We start from the raw sequence: 25485 nt of genomic DNA, 5'->3' as shown, positions 1-25485 counted from the left end.
TTGAGGTACTTCCTGAAATCTCGTGCCCCATCGGCCCACTGCGCCCGCAGCGAGACAGGTGCCGCACCTGTTCGAGACCAATGGAAACCAGGCTGGATGGCGTTCCGACGCGACCGGCCGGGGCGGACCACACGGCCGGGGACAGCCGTGGTTCAAGCGTCCGAGCCGGTCGAAGAAACCCCGACCGGATCCGAGCCGCATGAGATCGTGATTTCAGAAAGCCCGTGTAGGCGAGCGGCGCTCCTGGCAGCGGCCGAGGCGTCGGCCGCCATGCTCCCCTTGTCCCCCGCGGCGAGAGACTGCCACTCCGCAGCGCCGACGTGCCACAGGCATCCCGCAGGCCCTGCACCGCCGTAAACCGGTTCTGGAGCGGCGAATATTCAATGCGCCGAATGTGGAGGAGACAGGAGCGCTCGACGGCAAAGATAATAAATCCATCTGTCTCGGCAATGTTCGTAATCAGCCTCGGGCACGACCTTCCCGTCGATCCCGAACGGAAGCACACGGTCAAACCCGACGGAGTGCAGCTGAGTGATCTGATCTTCGATGGCAATGTAGTATGTCATCAACCGAAATAGATGCGCCTGATCGTTGATGATTGCATATGTCTGATGAAATTCCTCGTGGCGGGCACGCGCCATGTGAAATGTCATGCCAGCGACATAGGCGGCGAGGGTCTTCGCCGCCGCAAGGGGATTCCTGAAGCGCTCGCGGCGAAACCGGGTGATGTCCCATGCCTTCCGGATATCGGCCCGGCGATTATGGGTTGAAAACGCAAATGAACCATCGATTGACAGGAGACGATGGCAATTTCTGAGTATCATTAACCTGGATTCGTGGTCCACATAATCGATGCCATTGAAGCTGAACAGTATAAAGTCAAACGACCCCTCCTCGAAATCATCCATGTAGCGCGCATCCCGCAGCTGAAATGAAACGCCGGGAAAGGCCTCCCGGCACATGCGCACCATTTCCGGCGAATAGTCGATGCCGATATAGTCCCTGCTGATATCCAGCAGATATGGCGTCGTTCGTCCTCCACCCACGCCGATGTCCAGTATCCGCTTGTTGCTGATCCTATCGCGCAGCATTTCCAGGACCTCGGCCTCCGCCGGTTGCAGTTCCTCCGCCCTGCGATAGCGGGATACGACGCTCCGGGCGCGATAGGCCGCCTGGTTAGGGTCGGTTGTCCGGCCGGCAGACCTGCTCAATAGAGTGCACATGCGACATCCCCACATGTTCAGCTGAAGCAGCCATGCCCCGAATGCCGTTCCCGTGCGAGCTAGCGCCGATTAGACAGGAGTAAATTTGCAAAATAAATAATTGTTTTACCAAATATGGAACCTGCGAATGAGAAATCGTCGACTCCATATTGCATATTGGCCATCTGCGCCTTGTATCCTTCATCTCCACGCAGGAGATCCATTTCTTTCAAACCGTTGGACGAAGCCCAATCGATGAGCCTGATCATCAGGTGCCGACCAGGAGAATATTTCGACCACGCCGCGTCATAGCTCGGCATGTAATAGTATAGCTTCCCCCCGAATACACAGCCCAGGTGAACCGAGATGATCTGATCACCACATCGGAGCCAGGAAAGGTGCAGGATACCCATTTGTCGTAAGGCCGCGGCCAGCGCATGCACGACGCCCGCCGCCTCTTCCGGATCGTTGAACAGTCCCTTCTCGCCGCGTTGCGTCGTCCAGTTTGTCTTCTGCTGCAACAAGGCCGCAAGCACATCAGCCGGCGCGAGATCCGTATCCACTTCGAATTCGATATTCTGCTTCTTCTCCACCTTCTCGAGGCGCCGTATGTGCTTTGCAATATCGGGAAGCGGCCCCCGATCTTCGGGCGCCCCACCGGATAATGCGCCGCACGTCTGAACGGCGTAGATGGTATTGCTCCTGATGTTTCTGCCGATGGCGCACAACGAGCGATGGGTCGGTGTGGCGCGATGAACCGTCTTGATCAGCGCAATGTCGTAGCCGCCACCGCGGCGGACGCTATCCCACAGGAAGGCATTCAAGCTATCGTCCGCCGTCAGGACGTCGCAGTAGTCGAACAGCTCACCTCCCGCCCAGCGCAGGACGCGCACGCCGTTGCGCCTGCATACGGCGAGCGGCGCGACGGCGACGAGATTGCCATCTCTTGTCACGGTCGTGACATGCAGTCTGTAGCCGTTCTTTCTGCCCCGCAGGCGCCACCAGGCCTCGATCAGCGCCGGGTCGGTAAACGGCACTTTCCCATGGGCGAGCTGCAGGCGTTTCCACGCGTCGCCCACCGCGGCGACCGCTTCTTCCGACTGCATCGTTTGCACGTGCAATCCTTGCAGGCGCTGGGCGGCTCGGGCCGCCACGGCGGTATCGGCAACGGCTGATGTGATGGTCATCGGCAGCCAACGGTTCGCTGTGAGGCGGCCATGCTAGCGACAAGCCATTCACGGCCGCATGGAGGATCGGGATACCCCTGCGTGGAATATCGGGGTAACGCATCCGGAGCGGCGCTTCGGCGCCGGACATCGGCTCCCGGCCATGGGCCCCGCCACCCTGCCGCGCTTCCCAAGGACCGTGACGACGCAGCGACACGTCACCTCCGGGGCGGGAAGCCGACGTCGTCATCCGTCCGCGGGGTAGCCCGTTAGGAGGCGGCCATACAACTCCTGCCCCGTTTTATGCGGGATTGGGCGGCCGCAGAGTAGATAGTGCAGCAATGCCTGCGCGAGCACGATCGACCAAGGCGGTCTCATGAACCTATCGCGGGCGTTTGAAATCGACGATTTGAGACGCATGGCCAGGCGGCACTTGCCGCGCATCATCTTCGACTGGATCGAAGAAGGTGCCGGGGACGAGGCCGCTCTGCGCGCGAACCTGGAGAGCTTCGGCCGCTACCGGTTCCTGCCCCGTTACATGCGTGACGTGTCGGATCGTGATCAGGCGACGCACCTGTTCGACAGGACCTATGCGAGCCCGTTCGGGCTCACACCGACAGGCATGCAGGGCCTCATCCGCCGCAACGGCGCGCTGATGATGGCCAAGGCCGCCAATGCGGCGAACATTCCCTATGTCCTGTCGGGATTGACGACGACGTGCCTGGAGACCGTCGCCGCAGCTGCGCCGGAGCATTTCTGGTATCAGCCATACCCCTCTAACGACCGCACGATCGTCGAGCGCCTCATCGAGAGGGCCAGCGATGCCGGAGCCACGGCCCTGGTGATCACGGCGGATCTGCCGGTCGAGGGCCTGAGATTGCGCAGCATGCGCAACCGATCGTCCGGGCATCCCAACCCGTGGCTCATCCTTGAGGCCCTTCGCCACCCGGCCTGGCTTGCCGATTATCTTCGGAAGAAGCCAAAGTTGGAGGACCTAATCCCTTATGCGCCGCGCGGAGCCACCCGGCGCGATCTCGATGCGATGTTCGGCCGCGAATACGCGCCGATACGATCGAAGCAGACATGGAGCGAATTCGAGCGGTACCGCAAGATGTGGCCGCGCGCGCTCATTCTCAAGGGGATCATCAGCCCGGATGACGCCATCCGCGCCGTGGAGCTCGGCGCTGACGGCATCATCGTATCGAACCACGGCGGGCGCCAGCTCGACCGTGCCCCGCCGCCGCTTGAAGTGCTGCCCTTTGTCAAGGCGGCCGTCGGCAATCGCGCCGCAGTCATGCTCGACGGCGGCATCCGACGGGGCTCCGACATCGTCACCGCGCTTTGTCTCGGAGCATCCTTCGTCTTCATCGGGCGGGCGGCGCTCTACGGCCTGGCAACAGCAGGTACTGCGGGCGTGGCGCGGGCAATCGCCATCTTGCAGAATGAGATCGACGTCGTCCTGGGCCAGATCGGGTGCACGCGCATTGACCAGCTTGATCCCCACTGCCTGTGGCAGCCGGATACCTACCGGCCGGCCGACAAGATCCCGCCCCTGTCCAGCCTGTCGCTGGTGAGATGACCCCGTCCTTTCCGTCGCGTTTCACGTCATGCACCGCCGCGACGCCGTTCGAAGGCCGTCATCGAGCGCCAGTCCGAGCTTCGCCCGATCCTGGCGATGAGGCGCGGCCGGACTGCGGCAAGGCCTGAGCTATCCCGCGGTCCTTCAGTACCGATCGAAATCCCGCCATACAGGCGGTTGCCGAACCCGGCCCCGTGGCATAACAAGAGCCGCCGGATGACATTGGTGGCCCGCCGCCAGGAGCACACAGCATACCGACAATCCGGACGAGATGGCTCCGGGTCTCGAGCCCTGCTCTCCTGAGGCGGCCGGTTCAATCAGAGCGCACGCCCATGGTCGTCGTCCTCACGCTCGTAGCCATCCTGGGAGGCGTGCTCACGATGGTGGCCGTCTGGCCTTGGGGGCTCCCTGCCGCGCTGGTATGCGCTCCGATCGGAGGCAGCCTTGCGGTGGCGATCGCGGCGGCATTGCTCGCCCTCCGTAACCGTCTCCACGATGGAACGGACAGCCAGCCGCAGGACGACGGTGCCCGCCCGGCGGGAGACAGCGCCCGCGGCCCTGCCGATCCCCAGGATCCGCCGCAGCAGCGTTGCCGCTACGCCGGCGAGGGCGAGTCAGCCGGCCCAGCCCCCGGCAGGGCATCGCGGCGTCAGGGCCGAAGCGGAGCCTCCCCCGCCGATGCCGACCTCAATTTTCGCGCATGCCGCGACGCACCGCATCCATCAGCGGCTGGGTGAGATAGGCGAAGACCGTCCGTTCCCCCGTGGCCACGAGCACGTCGGCCGGCATGCCGGGCTTCAGCTTTTCGCGAACGTCCTCCGGAAATTGCGCAACCTGCACCGAGACCTTGAGTTCATAATAGGTCTGACCGGTCAGTTCGTCGCGCAGCGCGTCCGCCGCCACGGACCGCACCTCGCCGATGGCGATCGGCGTGGTGCGCGCCTTGAAGGACGGCAACCGCACCTCCGCCGGCAGCCCCACATGCACGTGATTGACGTCGAGGGGCGACATCTTCGCCGATACGATCAACCTGTCGTCGTCCGGCACGATTTCCATCAGAGTGTCGCTCGGCCGCACGACCGCACCGATCGTGTGGACTTTGAGCCCGACAACCCGCCCGGCCCTCGGCGCGCGCACATTGACACGGTTCGATCGGTCGACCGCCACGCCCAGCTTCTCGCGGGCATCGGCGAGCCGGGCACGCGTCTCCGCCAGCTTGACGGAAGCGTCCTCGGCGGTCTTCTGCTCGACCTGGGCAATCTGCAGGCGCGCCTCCTCGATCGTTCGTTCCAGCCTGGCCATATCGGCTTCGAGGCTGCCGACCCGCCCCTCCAGTTCGGCCTTCGAGCGCTCGAGCGTGGCAACGCGGGAGACCGGGACCAGCCCCTTCTCGGCCAGCGGCTTCAGCTTCGCATATTCCCGGTCGACGCTGGCGAGCTGCGACTGCGCAGCGTCGCGCTGGGCGACGGCCCCGCGGATCTGACCCTTCGCCTGGGCGATCCGCTCCCCCAGGATCGAGACCTGGATCTTGCGGGCGGAGCGGTGTTCCCTGAACTGCCTCAGTTCATCGTCGGCCGCCCGCCGGGCCGCGGGATCCGCCATCTGCTGCACGAGTTCGGGCGGGAAGCTGACCGCGTCCAAAGCCTCGGCCTCGGCTTCGAGCCTCGCCTCCTCGGCCTGCGCCGAATAGAAGGCCGAGCGGGCCATGTCCTCCTGGGCGCGGACCTGGGTCGCGTCGAGACGGATCAGCACCTGCCCCTCCTCGACGTGGGCATCATTGGTCACGAGGAGGTCCTTGACGATCCCCCCTTCGAGGTGCTGAACGGCCTTGCGATCACTCTCGACGACGACGGAGCCCGATGCGACCACGCCGCTGTCGATCTGTGCGATGGACGCCCATCCCCCGAGCACGCCGAAGGTGAGGACCACCACGCCGAGCCCGCGTCGGGCCGGCGTGCGCCAGTCGCCGATCAGGGTCTTTCCCTTGCCGGCCTGATCGTCCCGCTCGAAAGCCTCCTGCAGCCGCGCAAGCACGCCGGCGGCCCGAGCCGTCACCACAGCGAGAACAGCTCCCATGGCGGCAAGCCGGGCGTCGGCAGGGAATGCCCCCCTCGGACGGCCGGCGAAAGCCTGCGCAAGGCGGTGGCGAAACATCTTCGACAGCAGCTTCATCTTGCTGATCATGCCGATCCGCCCGTCACAGTCCGGCAGCCTGGGCCGGCCGATGCGAGGCGAGCGGCGGCCGCTCGTCCTGCACGGCCGGGCTGTCGCCCGCGGCCGTGCGCCGTGGTCCCGCCGCAGCGACATTCTGGCCGAGGAGCAACGGCAGGAGCTCGTCACGCGTGCCGACGCGCGCGACACGGCCTTCGTGCATGAGGATGATCCAGTCCACGATCGAGAGGAGATTCGGCCGGTGGGTGACGATCGCGATCGTCACCCCCTCCGAGCGGAGATTGCGGATCGCCTGGGCGAGCGCCATGTCGCCGTCGCTGTCGAGATTGGCGTTGGGCTCGTCCAGCACGACGAAGGCGGGCTTGCCGAAGAGGGCGCGCGCCAGGCCGATCCGCTGGCGCTGGCCGCCCGAGAGCCCGGCCCCATCCTCGCCGATCTCGGTTTGGTAGCCTTTGGGCAGCCGCTGGATCATGGCATGGGTGGAGGCAAGCATGGCCGCCTCGACCACGGCCTCGTCGGGCGCGTCGTCCCGGAACCGGGCGATATTGTCGCGGATGGAGCCGGCGAAAAGTTCGACGTCCTGCGGCAGATAGCCGAGCGCCCGCCCGAGTTGATCCGGATCGAAATGGCGCAGGTCGTTACCGTCCAGTCGCACGCAGCCGTGGACAGGCGACCAGGCGCCGACCAGAGCCCGGGCGAGCGACGACTTGCCTGATCCCGTCGGTCCGATGATGGCGACGACTTCGCCGGGCTCGAGCTTGAGCGTCACGTCCGCGACGACCGGCGTCGCGCCGCCGGGCGCCACGACGGTGAGCCCCTCGACCGAGATGGCGCCGGTCGGGCGCGGCAACTGCATCGGCTTTTTCCTGGCCGGTTGGGACTTGAGCGTGTTCTCGAGGCGCGCGTGAGCCGTGCGGGCAGCGACGAAACTGCGCCACTGCCCGACGATCCCCTCGATCGGGGCGAGCGCGCGCCCCATGATCAGCGAGGCGGCGAAGAGCACGCCCCCCGAGATCTCCTGGCGAATGGCGAGATAGGCACCGACACCCATGACCCCCGTCTGAATGGCCATGCGCAGGAACTTGGAAATCGCGAGAAGCGTCACGCCGCGCTCTCCGGCTCTGACACCGAAGTGCAGGGCCTCGTCGCGCGTTTCGGCCCAGGCAGCCCGCACCTGGGGTGCCATGCCGAGGCCGCGGATCGCGTCGGCATTGCGCAACGTGGCGGTCAGGTGGTCGAGCGCCTGGTGGTTCTTGAGGGATGCCGCCACAAGGGAGGCCTTGGTGACGCGCTCGTTCACGAAGGCCAGGGCCAGTATGGCGAGGCCGCCGACCAGCGCCACCAGGCCGATGAGCGGATGCAGAAGGAAGCACACGCCGAGAAAGATCGGCGTCCACGGCGCGTCCATGAGTGCCGTGACCATGCCCCCCGAGAACACGTCGCGCAACGTGTCGAGGTCGCGCAGGATGTGAACGTGATGGACGCCTCGCGTCTGCGAGGCCGACGCCAGGGCTGCCTCGAAGCTTTCTCCGGCGAGGAGGCGGTCGAACTGGACGCCGGCGTGCAGCAGGATGCGGCTGCGGAAATGCTCCAGCGCCGCGAAACTCACGAGCAGGACGAGCGCGATGCAGGAGATCATCACCAGGGTCATGCCGCTGCGGCTCGTCAGCACCCGATCATAGATCTGCAAGGTGTAGATCGGCGACACGAACATGAGCAGGTTCATGAACAGCGACAGTGTTCCCGCTGCGACGAAGGCGGGGCGGATTTGCCGGAAGGCGCTCGCAAGCGCGGAGGGATCTCGGGTTTGCATGACCTGTCAGACGTTCCGCAACATGTCCGGCTCCTCGTGCGGCGCGGCCAAGGCTCCGCTCCCGAGCGGCGGTGCGGGCCGGTTCAGCGCAAGGATGTCGGAGCTGCCGTTGTTGGGGCGAGCGGCCCCTTCCGGCGAATGGGATGATGGCTCTCTCGCCTCGGACGCGGCTGTTCCGCGGCGGGAGCGTTTATTGGCCGGCGGGCGTGCCGGCAGTGGCAAGGCTGGGGGTCGTGGCCCGAAGCGACCACATGCTACTGATCGACGTCATCGTGAATTGCCGGGAGTGTCACGGGATCTCCTCCGCTGATGGAGACGGAATAAGCCGGCCTGTATTCCGTTCAATCGAAACCGCACCGGCATGTATTGCCATTGCCGCCTTCACCATTCGTCTTACGCATGGGGAGAGGACAACATTCTCATGCCGAGAACAGCCTTGAATTGCCCGAAAGCAACCTAGACCATTGTTGCGTTTGGTAATTGCAACCAGCAGTTCATGCTGATTAATTACAATTTGACGGGTTTTATGGCGACAATATGACTCCTGAAATAGCCTGTTTTTCTGCTTGTTTTTCCATGACCGCATGGGCGGTGAGCCCAGCAGCCGGGCGGCATTTCGAGCGTTGCCGCGCACATTCCGCCGCGCTGCACCGGAGGTCGAGATCCTCAGGCCCAACGCAGCAAGCGAGATGGTCGTCGCCAGGCTCCGGCTCGCCGGCGCGGTCAACCCGTACGCAATCGCTGCGGCAGCTGAAAGCTAGGCGCGCGAATAGGCGTCCGCGCGGAGGATCACACGGGTCCAGTTCTGTGCTGCGCGGAAGGCTTCGGCACGCTCGCGCTTGTTCCGTTTCTCGTCCTTGACAGCACATATGAAGTGGAGCAGCGCACCGGCAAGGGCGTTTCGGGCGCCCGCAACCCAGTAGGCTGCACGAAGGCTTGAGGTGATCTTCCGCTCCTGGCCGATTTCCGAAAGATAATCACAAAGCAGCTTGTCGTGGCGCCGCTTCGCTTCCCATTCATAGCAGCCGAGGGATTGCAGCCACGAGCTGATGTCTTCGATCGGCGAACCGACCCGGGCTCGTCCCCAGTCCAGCAGGATGGGGCTCAAGCGCGATTGCCGATGGCGGATGAGCACGTTGCCCGAATGAACATCGCCGTGGATGGGGCCCTCCCCGAACGGCGCCTCGCCGCAGAGCTGCTCGCGCAGCCGTTTCTGCTGCAGTATCAACCGTCGGATCGCGGGCAGGCTCCGGGCGAGCGGCTGCAGGTCCGGATCCTTCCGGCAGCCCGCGACCGCCGCCTGTGTCAGATACGCCATTTCCTCGAGACGCGCCTCGAAGTCCCAACACGGCACCGCGATGTGTGCCTGCTTTGCCTCGAGATGGAACCGCGCAAGCCACCGAAGAAGGTCCCCGGCAAGTTCCACATCCTGCCAGGGCCAGGCCTTCGCGCGTCGTATCGCTTCGATGCACAGAAACACCTTGCCCGGTTCAGGATGCATGACGCCCAGCAGCTGCGGCGACAGCTCGCGCGCGTATTTGGTTGCCAGGTTCCGGTAAATCGAGGCTTCGCGCACCATCCAGCCGTCGAGCTCCTTCAAGACCGTGCGGAGCAGTCTCGGTCGGCCATGCCGATCGCAGAACCTGACGGTTACTTCGCCAACCCGGGAGGATTCCAATCCACCCGGGAATCGACGGCACTCGACGGCTGCTTCCGCCGGCAATTCGCCCGCCACGGTGCGAATTGTATCGAGCGCGAACTCCATTGCCTGAGATGAAATCATCTCGCCAAGATAAGCGGTCCCAGCGAACACTCAACGTTACTGCTGCTGGACTCGCAAACGCCACGAGAGGCCGGACGCCTGCAACCCTCCGGCGCACTGCCACGGCCTCCGGAGACGGCAGGCGGCCGGAAAGCGATCCCGAAACGCAACAGATGCCGCAAATCGGTCGCACAATGCCCGTTCCTCACGCCTTGCCCATTGCACAACCCCCTTTTGCGGGCGTATTCGACGGTGCCGTCCGCCGGATTTCGACGCCCCGGCGCTCGGGCAATCCATCGTCGCCCGATGGCGGGGCGCTGGCGACCACCGGACCGTCATGCTGAAAGCCTTCATCGCCTACTACCGCCCCCACCGGGCGCTGTTCTTCCTCGACTTCGGCTGCGCCGTCCTGTCCGGGCTGCTCGAGCTCGGCTTCCCGATGGCGGTGAAGGCCTTCGTCGACGTGCTGCTGCCGGGCGGCGACTGGCCGCTGATCCTGCTCGCGGCGGCAGGCCTTACGGCAGTCTATCTCGCCAATACCGGCCTCATGGCGGTCGTCACCTACTGGGGTCACGTGCTCGGCATCAACATCGAGACGGAGATGCGGCGCCGGGCCTTCGACCATCTGCAGAAGCTCTCCTTCCGCTTCTACGACAACGAGCAGAGCGGCCATCTCGTGGCGCGGGTGACGAAGGACCTCGAGGAGATCGGCGAGGTGGCCCACCACGGGCCCGAGGACCTCTTCATCGCGCTCATGACCTTCATCGGCGCCTTCGCGCTGATGCTCTACGTGCACGTGCCGCTCGCGCTGATCACGGCGCTCATCGTGCCGATGACCGGCTGGGTCATCGCGCGCTACGGCAGCCGCATGACGACCAACTGGCGCGCGCAATACGGGCGCGTCGGCGCCTTCAACGCCCGCATCGTCGAGAACATCGGCGGCATCCGCGTGGTGCAGGCCTTCGCCAACGAGGAGCACGAGCGGCGCCTGTTCGCGCGCGACAACCGCCTCTACCGGCAGACGAAGCTCGAGGCCTACCGCATCATGGCGGCGAGCCAGGCGCTCAACTATGTCGGCATGCGCCTGGTGCAGATCCTCGTCATGCTGGCGGGCACGTGGTTCGTCGTCGGCGGCAGCCTCTCCATCGGCGGCTTCGTGGGCTTCCTCCTCCTCGTCGGCGTCTTCTACCGCCCGCTCGACAAGATCGCCGCCGTCATCGAGACCTATCCCAAGGGCATCGCCGGTTTCCAGCGCTACCAGGCGCTGCTCGCGACCGAGCCGGACGTCGTCGACCGGCCCGGCGCCATCGAGGCGCCGGCGCTCCGGGGTGACATCCGCTTCGAGGGCGTCGGCTTCGGCTACGACCCGGCCCGCCCCATCCTCAGCGACACGAGCCTCGCCATCGCCGCGGGCGAGACGGTCGCCTTCGTGGGCCCCTCGGGCGCCGGCAAGACGACGCTGATCTCGCTTTTGCCGCGGTTCTACGAGGTGACGGCCGGGCGCATCACCATCGACGGCATCGACGTCCGCAACATGACGCTCGCCTCGCTGCGCCGGCAGATCGGCATCGTGCAGCAGGATGTCTTCCTGTTCGGCGGCACCATCCGCGACAACATCGCCTACGGGCGGCTCGAGGCGAGCGAGGACGAGATCCGCGCCGCGGCCGAGCGCGCCCGCCTCGGCCCGCTCATCGACAGCCTGCCGGACGGGCTCGACACCGTCGTCGGCGAACGCGGCGTCAAGCTGTCGGGCGGCCAGAAGCAGCGGCTCGCCATCGCCCGCATCTTCCTGAAGAACCCGCCCATCCTCATCCTCGACGAGGCGACCTCGGCGCTCGACACCGCGACCGAACGCTCGATCCAGCAGTCGCTGAACGAATTGGCGGAGGGACGCACGACGCTCGTCATCGCCCATCGCCTCGCCACCATTCGCCATGCCGACCGCATCGTCGTCATCACCGAGGACGGCATCGCCGAGCAGGGGCGGCATGACGAGCTTCTCGCCGCGCGCGGCGTCTATCGCCGGCTGCACGAGGCCCAGGCCATGCAGCCGGCGGCCGCCGCCGACCTCCTCCCGCTCACCGTCGGCACCTGACGAGGCTCCCGATGCTCGACCTCCTGACCCGCCCGACCGAAGCCGCATCCGGCACGACCGGCCCGCTCTTCGCGCTCGACGACGTCGCCTTCGCGCTGCCAGAGCGCACCCTGCTCGGGCCGCTGTCGCTGACTTTGCCGGCCAAGCGCGTTGTCGGCCTCATCGGCCACAACGGCTCCGGCAAGTCGACGCTGGTCAAGCTGCTGGCGCGCCAGCAGCAGCCGTCGGCCGGCACCGTGCGCTTCGCCGGCCGGCCGCTGCCGAAATGGGGCGACCGGGACTTCGCCCGCAAGGTCGGCTATCTGCCGCAGCAGACGCCGCCCGCCACGGGCATGCTGGTGAAGGAGCTCGTGGCGCTCGGCCGCTATCCCTGGCACGGCGCGCTCGGGCGCTTCTCCGCCACGGACCGGGAGAAGGTCGCCGAGGCGATGGCGCTCACCGATGTCGAGATCTTCGCCGACCGGCTGGTCGACACCCTGTCCGGCGGCGAGCGCCAGCGCGCCTGGCTCGCCATGCTGGTGGCGCAGGATACCGAATGCCTGCTGCTCGACGAGCCGATCTCCGCCCTCGACGTCGCCCACCAGGTCGAGGTGCTGGCGCTGGTGCGCCGCCTCGCCCACGAGCGCGGCCTCGCCGTCATCGTGGTGCTGCACGACGTCAACATGGCGGCGCGCTTCTGCGACGAGATCGTCGCCCTGCGCGGCGGCCGCCTGCTCGCCCGCGGCACGCCGGACGCGATCATGACGCCGCCGCAGCTCGAGACCATCTACGGCATCGCCATGGGCGTGATGCGCCACCCCGACACCGGCGAGCCCATGGGTTTCGTGCGGTAGCTAGACCGGCGCGTGGTCGAGGCCGCGGATCTTCAGGTCGTCGGGCGATGAAACGTAGTTGAAGGTCAGGAGGCGCGCTGCGGCCGGCGAGACGGCGCGGTTCACGGCGAAGACGGTGATGGCGCCCGGCACGAGTGGGGCGAGGCTTTCGGGCGCGAGCCCGACCAGGACATCGCAGGCGGCGCGCACGACGCCCTCGTGCGTTACGACGACCGCATCGCCCGACGCGCGGGCGAGGATGTCCGCGATCGCCGCGCCGACGCGCGTGCGGAACGCCTGCCACGTCTCGCCGCCGGGCGGCGTATGGATGCCGAGCCGCCAGTCGCGATAGGCGTGCCGGTCCTCGGCCTCGATCTCCGCAATATGGCGACCCGTCCAGTCGCCGAGGTCCATCTCGCGCAGGCGCGGATCCGTCACGGCGTCGGGAAAGCCGAGGATCTCGGCCGTGCGGCGCGCGCGGCCGAGGTCGGAGGAGACGGCGAGGCCGGGCGCCGGCTCCGCCGCGAAGAAGGCGGCCGCCCGCCGCGCCTGGGCGATGCCGCGCTCCGACAAGGGGGCGTCGGCGTGGCCCTGCAGGCGGCGCTCGGCGTTCCACACCGTCTCGCCGTGGCGCACGAGGATCAGTCGCATGGGATGGGTCCTGAGGCTCAGGCGGCGACCGCCTCGTCGAGGAGGGGCGGCAGCTCGGACATGGTGTCGAGGAGGCGGTCGGCGCCGAGCTCCGTATGCGGCCGGTGGCTGTAGCCGTAGGTGACGGCGAAGGCGCGCACGCCGGCGGCCCGCGCTGCCTCCACGTCGTGATAATTGTCGCCGACCATGATCGCCGCCTCGGGCGAGACCTCGAGGCGCGCCAGCGCGGCCTGGAGCGGCGCCGGGTGCGGCTTGCGCTCGGGCAGGCTGTCGCCGCCGATCACCGCGCCGAAGAAGCCGGCGAGGCCGAGCGCCTCGAGGATATCCATGGTCGCCGCATGGGGCTTGTTGGTGACGACGGCGAGCCTCAGCCCGCGCTGCCTGAGCTCGTGGAGGACCTCCGGCACGCCGGGATAGGCCACCGTGTGACGGGCGGCGCCCGTCTCGTAGATGGCGAGGAAACGCGCGATATGGGCGGGCAGGCGGGACAGGTCGCCCCCCGTCGCGGCGAGCGCCCGCTCCACGAGCTTCGCCGCCCCGTCGCCGATCATCGACTTGACCGCCGCGAGGCTCACCTGCGGCAGCCCCTCCTCGACGAGAAGAACGTTGACCGCGTCGGTCAGGTCGCGGGCACTGTCGACGAGCGTTCCGTCGAGGTCGAAGAGAATGGCCTTGGGCGGCGTCATGGGAAGCTCTCGGATTGGGAAGCTCGAATGTGGAGCGGCTCTACGCGGCGGGAAGGACACCGCCGCGCAAGGAGACCACCGCAAGGCATATGCCACGCGGCGGACCGCTGCACATCCCTTCAGGATGCAAGCCAGACCGCCGAATTCAGCGACAGACCCACCTCGACGGCAGCGCCCGGCTTGTGGATGGCCTCGCCCGACTGGAAGGGCACGTCGATCGAGACCTCGGCCGAGCCGACCTTGACCCCGTAACGCACCGTCGAGCCGAGGAACTCGCTGTGCAGGACGGTGCCCGGCAGGGATACGTCGCGGGCGCCGTCGGCCCCGAGCGAGGCATGCTGCGGGCGGAAGACGAGCTTCGCTCCCTCCAGCACCGTGACATGGGCCGGAATCGGCAGGCGCACGCCGGCGTCGATCTCGAAGAGGCGCGCCCCGCCCTCCTCGATCACGCGGCCGGGCACGATGTTGGCCGTGCCGAGGAAGCTGGCGACGAACAGGTTGGCCGGCTTCTCGTAGAGCTCCATGGGCGAGCCGACCTGCTGCACCGCGCCGTCGTTCATGACGGCGATGCGGTCGCAGATCGTGTTCGCCTCCTCCTGGTCGTGCGTGACGAAGATCGTCGTCAGGCCGAGCCGCTGCTGCAGATCGCGCAGCTCGCGCCGGACCTGCACGCGCATCTTCGCGTCGAGGTTGGAGAGGGGCTCGTCGAGCAGCAGCACCTTGGGCTCGATGGCGATGGTCCGCGCCACGGCGACGCGCTGCTGCTGGCCGCCGGAGAGCTGCGAGGGGCGGCGGTCGGCGAGATGGGCGAGGCCGACGAGCTCGAGCGCGGCCGCGACGCGCCGCTCGATCTCGGCCCTGGGCACCTTCCTTTCCTCGAGGCCGAAGGCGACGTTGCGCTTCACGCTCATGTGCGGCCACAGGGCATAGGACTGGAAGACCATGCCGACGTCGCGCTTCCACGGCGGCAGGTGCGACACCTCCCGCCCGCCGACCAGCACCTCGCCGCCGTCGGCGCGGTTGAAGCCGGCGATCAGGCGCAGCAACGTCGTCTTCCCGCAGCCCGACGGGCCGAGGAAGGCGAAGAACTCGCCGGGCCGGATGTGGAGGTCGATGCCCTTGAGGACATGGTTGGTGCCGTAGGAGAGATCGACGCTGCGGATATCCACGTCGACGGCCTGGGCGCCGAGCGTGGAGACGGAAAGGGGCTGGTTCATTGGCTTTTTCCCTTGGGGCCGGCGCGCTTGGCGGCGGGGCGCATCAGTGCCCCGCCCCCTTGGCCTTCTGGCTCTTCTCGATGATGAGGTGCGAGGCGAAGGTGCACAGGGCGACGAGCAGCACGGCGATGACGCCGAGCGCCGCCCCCGGCCCGCGCCCGGCGGCCGATTGCATGAAGACGTAGAGCCCGTAGGCGAGCGGCGCATCCGCGTTCGACTGCACGAGCATCAGCGTCGCCGACAGTTCAACCGCCGCCGTGGCGAAGCTCGTCACGAAGCCCGCGAGGATGCCGCCGGCCATCAGCGGCAATACGATGCGGCGCACGGTGCGCACCTTGGTGGCGCCGAGGTTCTCGGCCGCCTCCTCCAGCGACACCGAGATCTGCTGGAGCGCGGCGTAGCAGGCGCGCAGCGCATAGGGCAGGCGCCGGATGGCGAGCGCCAGGACGATCACGATCCACAGCGTGGCGAGCGGCGTCCCGTCCGGCAGCTGCACGCCGTAGAAGGTGCGCAGATAGCCGATGCCGAGCACGACGCCGGGAATGGCGAGCGCCGCCGTCGCCGCCCAGTCGAGCCATTGCCGGCCGATGAGCTTCGTGCGCAGCACGAGATAGGCGATGGCCGTGCCGAGCACCACGTCGATGAGCCCGGCGAGCGAGGCATAGATCAGCGTGTTCTTGACGTAGACGAAGCTCTCCCCGAACACGCGGCCGTAATGCGCGAGGGTGAAGCCGTCGGGCAGCGGGCTGAAGGACCAGATCGTGGCGAAGGACAGGAGCAGGAGCCCGATGTGGGGCGCGAGCACGAGCAGAAGGATGAGGAAGACGGCCGCATAGGCCGCGACGCTCTCCCACGGCCGCATCTGCCGCCTGGCGAGGCCTCCGCCGCCGCGCTGGACCGTGGCGTAGTCCTTGCCGCGCATGGCCCGCGCCGACACCCACATGGCGAGGATCGACATCACGATGAGCACCACCGAGATGACGTAGCCCATCGGATCGGCGATGCCGATGGAGGTGACGCGCAGATAGGCCTGCGGCGCCAGCATGTCCTTGACGTTGAGGAGGAGCGGCGTCGCGAGGTCGTCAAAGACCTTGACGAAGACGAGCGAGGCGCCGGCGATGTAGCCGGGCATGGCGAGCGGGAAGACGATGCGGCGGAACAGGCGGAAGCCCGAGCAGCCGAGGTTCTGCGCCGCCTCCTCCATCGCCCGGTCGATGTTGCGCAACGCCGCCGACAGGTTGATGAGGATGAACGGGAAATAGTGCACCGCCTGCACGAAGATGACGCCGTTCAGCCCCTCCATGAAGGGGATGCGGAAGCCGAACCAGTCGTTGAGCAGGAGGTTCACCGTGCCGTTGCGCCCGAAGAGCAGCAGCATCGCGACCGCGCCGACGAAGGGCGGCATGATCAGCGGCAGGAAGCCCAGCGTCTGGATCAGCATCGCGCCGCGGAAGTCGAAGCGCGTGGTGATATAGGCGAGCGGCAGGGCGAAGATCGAGGCGAGAACCACCGACATCGCCGAGACATAGACGGAGTTCCAGAAGGAGCGGATGAAGAGGTCCGTCCGCGCGAAGTCGACGAAATTGACGAGCGTGAAGGTGCCCGTGCCCTTCTCCGTGAAGGCGACGTAGATCACCGTCCCCACCGGGATGATGAGGAAGAGGGCGAGGAAGACGGTGATCGCGAGGGCGAGGGCGAGCTGCCCCGGCGTCGCGGACGTCATGAAATGCCGGAAAGGTCCGGACGGCGCATGCGCACGCCCGGCGGTCGTGGCGTCAGCCATGGACGCTCCCCCGAATGGACATGAAACCGTGGGGGCGGCCCCGCCGGGGAGCCGCCCGGTCGTGGCGCGGGATCAGCGCGCGCGCTTGAGCACCTCTTCGGCCTTGGCCTGCGCCTGCGCATAGCGCTCCTTGGCGAAGGCGGACCACTGCTGCTCGAGCTCGGCCTGGCGGGCGCCCTTCTCCTTGCCGCCGGTGAAGGCGCCGGTGATCTCGGGTGAAGCGGCCTGTTCCGCGGTAATGGGCATGGCGGCGACGAGGTCGCGCGCCTCGCTGACGAGGGCCCGGGCCTCGGCGTTGTCCTTCTTCGCGAGGGCCGCCTCGGCGTCATGGATGGCCTTGGTCGCCGCCTTCAGGGCGTCGAGCTGGAAAGTGACGGTCTGGTCGTAGAGCACGTCGACGACGTTGGAGCGCTTCTCCGACACCTCGACGTCGAACTTCACCCGCGCCCCGAGGGAGGGATCCTTGAAGGGGTTGGGATAGTCGGCCGGGGCCTTGTCATAGACGGCCGGGTTGACCGGCAGGCGGCGGATGCTCGGCTCGAGCAGCACCTCCTGCCCGGCGGGCGAGATGAGATAGTCGACGAAGGCCTGGGCGCCTGCCTTGTTCGGCGCATTGGCGACGACCGCGACATTGGCCGGCACGATGGTCGTCACCGTCGGATAGACGAATTTCACCGGGAAGCCGGAAGCCTGCGAGGAGAAGGCGAAGAAGTCGATGACGATGCCGAAGCCGACCTGGCCGGAATTGACGGCCTCGGGCACGCCGAAGGAGCGCTCGGTGATCTGGCGGAAGTTGCCGGACACCTCCTTGAGCGTGCGCCAGCCCTTCTCCCAGCCCTCGCCCTGCAGGATGGTCTCGATGGTCAGGTGCGTCGTGCCCGAGCGCGACGGCGCCGCCATGGCGACATGGTCGAAGTAGACCGCCTTGGCGAGGTCCTGCCAGTCCTTCGGCTCGGGCAGCTCGTTGGCCTTGGCGTAGCGCTCGTTCCACATGATGCCGTAGCCGGAGGCGGCAAAGCCCGAATAGAAGCCGGCCGGATCATTGATCGGATAGGAGCCGATCTTGTCGGGGATGCCCTCGGCCTTGGGCTTGTAGGCTTCGAGCAGGCCCTTGCCCTTCAGCACCTCGAAGGCGTCGGGCGCCGAGGCCCAGAACAGGTCGACCTGGTTGTTGGCCTTCGTCTCCTCGAGATATTTCACGCCGGCATTGGTGTTGCGGTTCTGCACGTCGAGCGTGACGCCCGGATGGGCCTTCTCGAAGGCCTGCTTGAACGGGTCCGTCACGTCCTTGGAGAAGGAGGTCACGACCGTGACCTTGCCGGTCTGGGCAAAGGCGACACCCGTGAACAGGGCAGCACCGATCAGCGCCGCGGCGGCGGCGTAATGACGTGGCATCTTTTTCCTCCCGAATGGGCTGTTCTGCTGGGCCACCCGAAGGCAGCACGCCCTTTCCAGCAACAAGCGGGCCAGATGCCGGAAACGGCACGCTGCAAGGGCTTGCGCAGACGACGGCCCCCGCGGACGGGTCAGGCGGGTAACAACGCCGGCGACCGATGGGTCAGGTGGGTAACATCAGGCGTCGATCGCGGTGCCGCGGCCGAGGTCGTATTTCTTCATCTTCAGGTAGAGGGTCTTGCGCGTGATGCCGAGCGCTTCGGCCGTAACCCCGATGCGCCCGGAGAACTGCGCCAGCGTCTCCTCGATGATGCGCCTTTCGACCGCCTCCGTCTGCTCCTCGAGGCTCTGGAGCCCCGCGCCGCCGCGCACGGGCTGCTGCGGCTCGTCCTCGTCCAGCCCGAGGAGATAGCGCTCGGCCGCGTTGCGCAGCTCGCGCACGTTGCCGGGCCAGTCCTGCTGCCTGAGCCGCTCGCTGAGCGCCGGATCGGGCGGAGGCGCCGCCCGGCCCTGCCGCTGGGCGGCGAGATCGAGGAAATGGGCGAAGAGCAGGGGCACGTCCTCGCGCCGCTCGCGCAGCGGCGGCAGGCGCAGCGTGATGACGTTGAGGCGATAGACGAGATCCTCGCGGAAGGCGCCGCGGCCCGCGAGCTCGGCGAGATCGGCCTTGGTCGCGGCGACGACGCGCAGATCGACCGGGATTTCCCGGTTCGAGCCGAGCCGCTCGATGGTGCGCTCCTGCAGCACGCGCAGCAGCCGGACCTGCGCCGGCAGGGGCATCGATTCAATCTCGTCGAGAAAGAGCGTGCCGCCGCTCGCGTGCTCGATCTTGCCGATGCGCCGCTCGCGCGCGCCGGTGAAGGCGCCCGGCTCGTGGCCGAACAACTCGCTCTCGATCATCGTCTCGGGGATCGCGCCGCAATTGACGGCGACGAAGCGGCCCTTGGCGCGCCGGCCGAAATCATGCAGGGCCCGCGCCGCCACCTCCTTGCCCGTACCCGTCTCGCCGAAGAGGAGCACGTCCGTCTCCGCATCGGCGAGGGTGCGCAGGGTGCGGCGCAGCCGCTCGACGGCGGCCGAGCGGCCGACGAGCCGCCCGGCGAAGGGGTCCCGGTCGGCCGCACCCGTCCGCAGCGTCCGGTTTTCGAGGATGAGCGCGCGATGCGCCAGGGCGCGCCGCAGCGTCTCGACGAGCCTGACCGGATCGGCCGGCTTCTCGATGAAGTCCCAGGCGCCCGCCCGCACCGCCTTGATCGCCATCGGCACGTCGGCATGGCCGGTCACGAGCACCACAGGGATCTCGGCATCGATGGCGCGCACCGCCTCCAGAAGGCCGAAGCCGTCGAGCCCCGGCATGCGCACGTCGCTAAGGACCACGGCCGGCACGTCCGCCGTCAGGAGGTCGAGCACCTCGCGCGCCGAGCCGACGGCGGTGACGGCAAGCCCGTCGAGCTCCAGCGTCAGCCGGTAGGCGTCGCGCACCTCCCCGTCGTCGTCGACCAGAACGATCCGCGCCCCCATCCCGTCCGCCATGCTCATGCCCGCCCCGCTGCAGCAAGATCGACCACGAAGGTCGTGCCCGCCGGCCCCGTCTCAGCCAGCGAGAGATCGCCGCCGAAGTCCTTGACGATGTTGTAGGACATCGACAGGCCGAGGCCGAGCCCCAGCCCCGCCGGCTTGGTGGTGAAGAACGGATCGAAGACGGCGGCGTGCGCCTCCGCGTCGATGCCCGAGCCGCTGTCCCTGACGGACAGCAGCACGCGCCCGCCCTTCACCTCCGCACCGATGGCGATGCGCCGCTCCTCGCCCCGGTCGAGCGCATCGAGCGCATTCGAGACAAGATTGACGACGACCTGCTCCAGGCGGATCTCCTCCGCCTCGACCGTCACGGGACCCTCGGGGAATTCGAGCCGCACATCGACGCGCTCCTCGTCGAGGCGCTGCGCGAAGAGGCTGAGCGCGCCATCGACCACGGCCTTCAGGTCCACCGGCTCGAGCGTCGGCGCCGGGCGCCGGGCGAAACGCTTGAGATGGCGGATGAGCTCGGCCATCCGGGCCGTCAGGCCCTGGATCCGCTCCAGGCTCGCCCGCGCCTCGTCCATGCGCCCGCGCGCGATGATGACGGCGCTGTTGTGCGCGTGGGAGCGGATCGCGGCGAGCGGCTGGTTGAGCTCGTGGCTGATGCCCGCCGCCATCTGGCCGAGGGCGGCGAGCTTGGCGGCCTGGACGAGGTCGTCCCGCGTCTGCCGGAACACCGCGAGCGCCTTCGCAAGGTCGCCGAGCTCATCGTCGGTCGGCGGCGGCAGCACCGGCATGGTCGGCCCGCTCGCGATCGTCGTCGCGGCGAGCGTCAGGCCCTCGAGGCGCGCGACGAGGCTGCGGCGCACGTAGAACCAGCCCACGACGATGGCGATGGCGAGCGAGGCAACGGCGATGGCGAGGAGGAGGTTGCGGCCCACCACGATGGCGGCGGCCGAGCGCTCGGCCGCCCGCCGCGCGATCACCTCCGTGCGGCTGACCTCCTGCGAGACGAGCGCGCCGAGTTGGGTGACGAGACGCCTGTTCTCGGCGAGCAGCGCCTGTGCCTCGGCAATGGCGGCGAGCTCCGCCCGCTTGAGGGCGGCAAGGCCGGCCTTGCTATCGGAGACGGCGAGCAGGCGCGCCACGATCTGGCTCACCGTGATGGTGTCGGTCCAGCTCGCGAGCGCCTTCGTCTCGATGTCGAGCTGATCGGCGATCTCGCCGATGAAATTGCTCGTCTCGTCGAGGTCCTCGACGGTCGGCACGGTCGCGAGCCGCCCCAGGAGCCCGACGACGAGGTTGGCGTGGGCGTTGATCGTGAGAAGCGCCTCGCTCTTGCGGCTCTCCTCGCGCAGCGTGCGGCGTCCCGCTTCCGCGGCCTCGCCCGGCCCGACGCGGCCGATGGCCGATTCCATGTTGAACCGGGCGTCGTCGATCAGCGGCTCGACCTCCTCGATGAGGTCCGCCTGCAGCCAGCGCAATTCCTCGCTCATCTCCCGCGCCCGTTCGCCGAGCGGAAAGCGCAGCTCCGCCACCCGGTCGATGGCCTGAAGATTGGCCTCGATGCCCTCGGTCACGACGATGAGTTCCGGCGGCAATGAATCCTCGCTGCTGCGCGTATCGAGCACGGAGCGCAGCACGGCGAGCCGCCCGACGAGCACCTTGCGCGTCGCATCATAGGCCTCGCGCCGCTCGGCGACGGCAAGGTCGGGCGTGCTGGCGATGACGTTGGCGCCCGCCTCCGCCAGGCGCGCGGAAAAGGCGAGCGCCGGCAGGTGATCGGTCGCGACGGCGTTCAGCTCCTCGCTGAGGCGCGCATAGGACAGCCAGCCGACGATGCAGGCCCCGACCGCCAGCCCGCCGACGCCGAGGAAGGCGAGGAGGAGGCGCCCGCCGATGCCGAGCCTTGCCCTGCGGCTCATGGCGGCAAGGCCTCCGCACCGGAGGCGCCGCCACCTGCGGCGCGTGGGTCGAGCCGGGCGGCCGCCTCGGCCACGGCCCGGGCGGCCCGGCGCAGGTTGTCGTCGATCGCAGCCTTGATGCGCGCTTCGAGCCGCGCCTGCGGCTCGGGAGCGGGAACGCCGCGGCGCACGCGCTCCAGCGTCCGCCAGCGCTCGAGGTCCATGGCCTCGTCCGCGCCCACGGGCGGGCGCGTGAGGGCGTCGCGCGCCTCGCCGACCAGGCGCGCCGCCTCCGCATCGCCGCGCCGTACCAGCGCCGCCTCCACCGTCCGCACCGACCGCCAGAGGCGCGCGAGCTCGGCACGGCGGAAGGTGATCATCTCGTCGAAGATGATGTTGACGAGCTCGTAGCGGGCGGCCGACAGGCGCGGATCGAACAGCCCGTGCGCGAACAGGCCCTCGCGGCGGAAGGGGCTGTCCGGCGCCGTCTCCCCGGCGGGATAGGCGGCCGGGGAGATCGGCAGCCGGGCGATGGCGGGCTCGAGCAGGATCGCCTGCCCCTCGGGCGAGAGCACGAGATCGACGAACCGCTCGGCGCCCTCGCGGTTGTCCGCATCCCGCAGCACCGCGATGCTCGCCGGCACGAACAGCGTCTCCTCCGGCAGGGCAAAGGCGGTCGAGCCCCTGGGCAGGCTGTCCTGGTTGGCGAGGAAATCGATGGAGGGGCCGACGCCGAAGCGCCCGCCCGCAACGCCTGCCGAAACGCCGAAGCTGCGCGCGGTGACGGTGGCGAGATTGCCGCCGATCTCGGACCACAGGCCCCAGCCGCGCTCCCAGCCGTAGACCTGCAGGATGGCCTCGACCATGAGGTGCATGGTGCCGGAGCGCGAGGGCGCGCTGATGCCGATGTGTCCGGCATAGATCGGCGCCGCGAGGTCCGACCAGGCGCGCGGCACCGGCAAGCCCTTCTCGGCCAAGTAGTCGGGATTGTAGACGAAGCCGTAGCCCGACAAGGCAAAGCCGAGATAGGCGCCGTCCGGGTCGTTCACCGGATAGCCGGCGATGCGCTCCGGCGCGCCCGTCGGGCGCGGCTTGAGGCGCGCCAGCCGGCCGGCCGCCTTCAGGATCTCGAAGGCATCGGGCGCCGAGGCCCAGAAGACGTCCGCCCTCTGCCGGCCGCCGACGATGCCGGCCACCGCCGCCGTCGTCTTGCGCTGCACGAATTCGATCGTGCTGCCGGGGTGGCGCTCCTCGAAGGCCCGCCTGTACGGCTCCAGGAACTGCGGCGGGAAGGAGGTGAGGACCCGGACGGGGCGTGCGTCCGGCCCGGCCGCCGTCGCCGGAAGGGCCAGATGGACAAAGACGGCAGCGAGGCAGACGGCGAGGACGCGGAACATGGCCCCTGGCTGTTATCGCAGGTCGCGCGGCAGGTATGCCCTCTTCTCACGAAGGACCGGCCTTGTCACGGCCTGCGCAGGGCCCCTACCTGCCGAGCGGCACGCCCGCGCCGCTCTCGATCGCCCGCCTGTAGACGAGCGCCGCGACCGCGAGATCCGCGAGCGCAAAGCCGCGGAAGAGAAACATCGACCGCTCGCCCGGCCGCGGGCGCTCGCCCTCCCCGGCGCACAGCGCCGCGAGATCGGCGTCATAGCCGGGCGCCGGCCGTCCTGCGATGAGGCCGGCATAGTCACCCGCCTGGCTGCGATCATCGATGGCGAGCGTGTCGAAGGCGGCGAGGCTCTCGCCGATCCAGCTGCGGCCGACATCGACGGCGGCGACGAAGGCACCCGGCTTCAAGAGCTGCGCGTCGAGAAACGGCTGGAAGCCCGGCCGCATCGGCACGCTGGTGACGACGATGTCGCATTCGGCCAGGAGGGCAGCGCAGTCCTCGGTGGCGACGGCGTCGAGGCCCATGGCGTGCGCCTTCTCCGCGAGGCGCTCCGCCGAAGCCCGCGTGCGGCTGAAGGCCCGCACGGCGCTGAGCGACGGCACGGCGGAGCCGAGCGCCGCAAGATGGCTCTCGGCCTGCAGGCCGCAGCCGACGAAGCCGATGGTGCGGCTGTCGGACGGGGCAAGATGCACGGCCGCGGCAGCCGATATCGCCGCCGTGCGCACGCCGGTGAAGGCGTTGCCGTCCATGAAGGCGAGCAGGCGGCCGCTGGCGAGGTCGTTGAGCGACAGGCTGGCGTCGATGCCGTGCTCGGTGAAGCCGTACCACTTGTTGACGGCGAGCCCGAGCGTCGGCGAGGCGGCGCACATCGACTGGAAGGCGTGTCCCGGGCGCACGTCGAGCGACAGCTTGGGCCGCGTCAGGGCCGGCTCCACCCGGTGGGCGGCGAAGGCGGCGGCGACCGCCTCGCGCGCCGCTGCGACATCGCCGATCAAGGTGGAGACCGTGGCCTCGTCGAGATAGAGGAAGGTGCGTCCTGTCATCCCTTCACCTCGTCAGGCGCCACGGCGGCGGCTGAAGCGCTGCGGCGCATAGGGGGTGGGGTCGATGGCCGGCGGCCGGCCGGCGACGAGATCGGCGACGAGGCGGGCGCTTGCCGGCGCCATCGACACGCCGGTGTGGCCGTGGCCGAAATTGTGCACGATGTCGGGGCTGGCCGAGGCCCGGCCGAGGCTCGGCAGCCCGTCCGGCGTCGAGGGACGATGGCCCATCCAGCGCGACAGGCGCGCCTCGTCCGGCCGCGCCGACAGGGCCGGGAAGACGCGGTTGAGATAGGCGAGCTGGATGTCGGCCCTGCGCCAATCCGGCGGCGCGGCGAGGCCGCCGAGCTCGACCTGCCCGGCGGCCCGCAGGCCGGCCCGCGTCATCGTCACCGCCATCTTGCCGTCGCTCGTCATGATCGGGTGGCGGGGCACATATTCCGGATCGCGCACCACGACGTGGTAGCCGCGCTCCGTCTCGAGCGACACGGCATCGCCCGCCTGGCGGGCGAGCGCCCCCGACCAGGCGCCGGCCGCGATCACCGCCTTGTCGCAGGCGATCTCACCTGTCTCGGTGATGACGGCGGCAAGGCGCGTGCCGGACAGGGCGAACCCTGTCGCGCGCGAGCGCTCGACGCGCGCGCCGAGGCTCCGCGCGTGGGCGACCAGCGCCGCCACATAGGCGCCGGGATCGGTGAGGTTGCAGCCTGCCTCGGGCACATGCACGCCGAAGCGATAGGCGGGGCCGATGCCCGGCTCGAGCGCGCGCAGCGCCTGTTCGTCGAGCTCGCGACAGACGATGCCGTTCTCGCGCCGCATGCGCCAGTCGAGCGCTTCGGAGAGGAAATGCGCACGGTCCGGATAGAGGTAGAGCAGGCCGCGCTTGACGATGAGGTCGGACACGCCGGCGGCCTCGGCGAGAGCCGTGTGGCTCGCCACCGTGCCGTCGAGCAGCGGGCGGCGTGCCCGCACCGTCGCCTCGACCTTGGCAAGCGTGGCGCCGGCCCGCACGAAGCGCGCGAGCCACGGCAGGAGCCGCGGCAGGTAGCGCCAGCGGATGGCGAAGGGGCCGAGCGGATCCATGAGGTAGCCGGGCACCTGCCGCCACAGGCCCGGCACCGAGACGGGCATGAGCGCGCCGTTGTTGATCCAGCAGCCGTTGCCGTAGCTCGCCGCCTGCGCCCCGCCGGGTTCGCCCGGATCGAGGATGGTGACGCGATGCCCGCGTTCGAGGCAGGCGAGCGCCGTCGTCGCCCCCATGAGGCCGGCCCCGATGACGACGACGTGCTGGCTCAAGGCG

At 68.4% G+C, this 25485-nt stretch carries 18 protein-coding genes; 3 read left to right on the top strand and 15 right to left on the bottom strand.

The genetic code is table 11. From position 1 onward, the window contains the following. Positions 1-380: 380 nt before the first annotated feature. Together GGR16_RS19545 and GGR16_RS19540 are read right to left on the bottom strand one after the other, a co-directional pair. Positions 381-1223 carry a class I SAM-dependent methyltransferase gene (locus GGR16_RS19545; RefSeq protein WP_183317699.1) on the bottom strand — a complete coding sequence of 281 codons (843 nt, stop codon included), beginning with the start codon at positions 1221-1223 and terminating at the stop codon, positions 381-383. A gap of 59 nt (positions 1224-1282) precedes the next feature. Then, complete coding sequence (locus GGR16_RS19540; RefSeq protein ID WP_019402613.1) at positions 1283-2389, bottom strand: GNAT family N-acetyltransferase; 1107 nt, start codon at positions 2387-2389, stop codon at positions 1283-1285. 355 nt (positions 2390-2744) lie between these two features. Between GGR16_RS19540 and GGR16_RS19535 the strand changes: the two genes are divergently transcribed. After that, positions 2745-3947 carry an alpha-hydroxy acid oxidase gene (locus tag GGR16_RS19535; protein ID WP_082312681.1) on the top strand — a complete coding sequence of 401 codons (1203 nt, stop codon included), beginning with the start codon at positions 2745-2747 and terminating at the stop codon, positions 3945-3947. Between the two features lie 687 nt (positions 3948-4634). On the opposite strand, the gene GGR16_RS19530 is transcribed toward GGR16_RS19535, so the two are convergent. The 3 genes from GGR16_RS19530 to GGR16_RS19520 all read right to left on the bottom strand — a co-directional run bounded on the left by GGR16_RS19530 (position 4635) and on the right by GGR16_RS19520 (position 9532). After that, positions 4635-6131: an HlyD family type I secretion periplasmic adaptor subunit gene (locus tag GGR16_RS19530; RefSeq protein ID WP_245303254.1), complete on the bottom strand. Its 1497-nt coding sequence runs from the start codon at positions 6129-6131 to the stop codon at positions 4635-4637. A 13-nt stretch (positions 6132-6144) separates the two neighbouring features. Next, positions 6145-7932 carry a type I secretion system permease/ATPase gene (locus GGR16_RS19525; protein WP_019403107.1) on the bottom strand — a complete coding sequence of 596 codons (1788 nt, stop codon included), beginning with the start codon at positions 7930-7932 and terminating at the stop codon, positions 6145-6147. 757 nt (positions 7933-8689) lie between these two features. Then, the gene (locus tag GGR16_RS19520) at positions 8690-9532 is read right to left on the bottom strand and encodes a phosphotransferase (protein ID WP_019403106.1); all 843 of its coding nucleotides are present in this window, start codon (positions 9530-9532) and stop codon (positions 8690-8692) included. 499 nt (positions 9533-10031) lie between these two features. Between GGR16_RS19520 and GGR16_RS19515 the strand changes: the two genes are divergently transcribed. Together GGR16_RS19515 and GGR16_RS19510 are read left to right on the top strand one after the other, a co-directional pair. After that, positions 10032-11789, top strand: coding sequence for an ABC transporter ATP-binding protein (locus GGR16_RS19515; RefSeq protein WP_183317698.1), 1758 nt, complete (start codon positions 10032-10034; stop codon positions 11787-11789). Between the two features lie 11 nt (positions 11790-11800). After that, positions 11801-12622 carry an ATP-binding cassette domain-containing protein gene (locus tag GGR16_RS19510; RefSeq protein ID WP_183317697.1) on the top strand — a complete coding sequence of 274 codons (822 nt, stop codon included), beginning with the start codon at positions 11801-11803 and terminating at the stop codon, positions 12620-12622. On the opposite strand, the gene GGR16_RS19505 is transcribed toward GGR16_RS19510, so the two are convergent. The 10 genes from GGR16_RS19505 to GGR16_RS19460 all read right to left on the bottom strand — a co-directional run bounded on the left by GGR16_RS19505 (position 12623) and on the right by GGR16_RS19460 (position 25481). Continuing rightward, complete coding sequence (locus GGR16_RS19505; protein WP_183317696.1) at positions 12623-13252, bottom strand: histidine phosphatase family protein; 630 nt, start codon at positions 13250-13252, stop codon at positions 12623-12625. A gap of 17 nt (positions 13253-13269) precedes the next feature. After that, the gene (gene gph / locus GGR16_RS19500) at positions 13270-13938 is read right to left on the bottom strand and encodes a phosphoglycolate phosphatase (protein ID WP_183317695.1); all 669 of its coding nucleotides are present in this window, start codon (positions 13936-13938) and stop codon (positions 13270-13272) included. Positions 13939-14057: 119 nt separating this feature from the next. Then, positions 14058-15155, bottom strand: coding sequence for an ABC transporter ATP-binding protein (locus tag GGR16_RS19495; RefSeq protein WP_183317694.1), 1098 nt, complete (start codon positions 15153-15155; stop codon positions 14058-14060). A 43-nt stretch (positions 15156-15198) separates the two neighbouring features. Further along, the gene (locus GGR16_RS19490) at positions 15199-16878 is read right to left on the bottom strand and encodes an ABC transporter permease (RefSeq protein WP_040404902.1); all 1680 of its coding nucleotides are present in this window, start codon (positions 16876-16878) and stop codon (positions 15199-15201) included. A 132-nt stretch (positions 16879-17010) separates the two neighbouring features. Next, positions 17011-18333 (bottom strand): ABC transporter substrate-binding protein, encoded by a 1323-nt coding sequence (locus GGR16_RS19485; RefSeq protein WP_183317693.1) that lies wholly within the window; start codon positions 18331-18333, stop codon positions 17011-17013. Positions 18334-18510: 177 nt separating this feature from the next. Beyond that, positions 18511-19872 (bottom strand): sigma-54-dependent transcriptional regulator, encoded by a 1362-nt coding sequence (locus GGR16_RS19480; protein WP_425486584.1) that lies wholly within the window; start codon positions 19870-19872, stop codon positions 18511-18513. Beyond that, positions 19869-21776, bottom strand: coding sequence for an ATP-binding protein (locus GGR16_RS19475; RefSeq protein WP_183317692.1), 1908 nt, complete (start codon positions 21774-21776; stop codon positions 19869-19871). Before GGR16_RS19475 ends, GGR16_RS19480 begins: the two co-directional genes overlap by 4 nt. After that, the gene (locus GGR16_RS19470; RefSeq protein ID WP_183317691.1) at positions 21773-23152 is read right to left on the bottom strand and encodes an ABC transporter substrate-binding protein; all 1380 of its coding nucleotides are present in this window, start codon (positions 23150-23152) and stop codon (positions 21773-21775) included. The genes GGR16_RS19475 and GGR16_RS19470 overlap by 4 nt, the downstream gene beginning before the upstream one ends. Before the next feature lie 85 nt (positions 23153-23237). Further along, positions 23238-24188, bottom strand: a complete 951-nt coding sequence (locus GGR16_RS19465) for an ornithine cyclodeaminase family protein (protein ID WP_183317690.1) — start codon at positions 24186-24188, stop codon at positions 23238-23240. 12 nt (positions 24189-24200) lie between these two features. Next, a complete protein-coding gene (locus tag GGR16_RS19460; protein ID WP_183317689.1) occupies positions 24201-25481 on the bottom strand; it encodes an NAD(P)/FAD-dependent oxidoreductase in 1281 nt (426 codons plus the stop codon). Positions 25482-25485: the final 4 nt, after the last annotated feature.

The sequence above is a fragment of the Chelatococcus caeni genome, assembly GCF_014196925.1.
GTDB lineage: Bacteria > Pseudomonadota > Alphaproteobacteria > Rhizobiales > Beijerinckiaceae > Chelatococcus_A > Chelatococcus_A caeni.
Note: the sequence above shows the minus strand (reverse complement) of the source record. Positions and strands in the feature narration are given on the sequence as shown.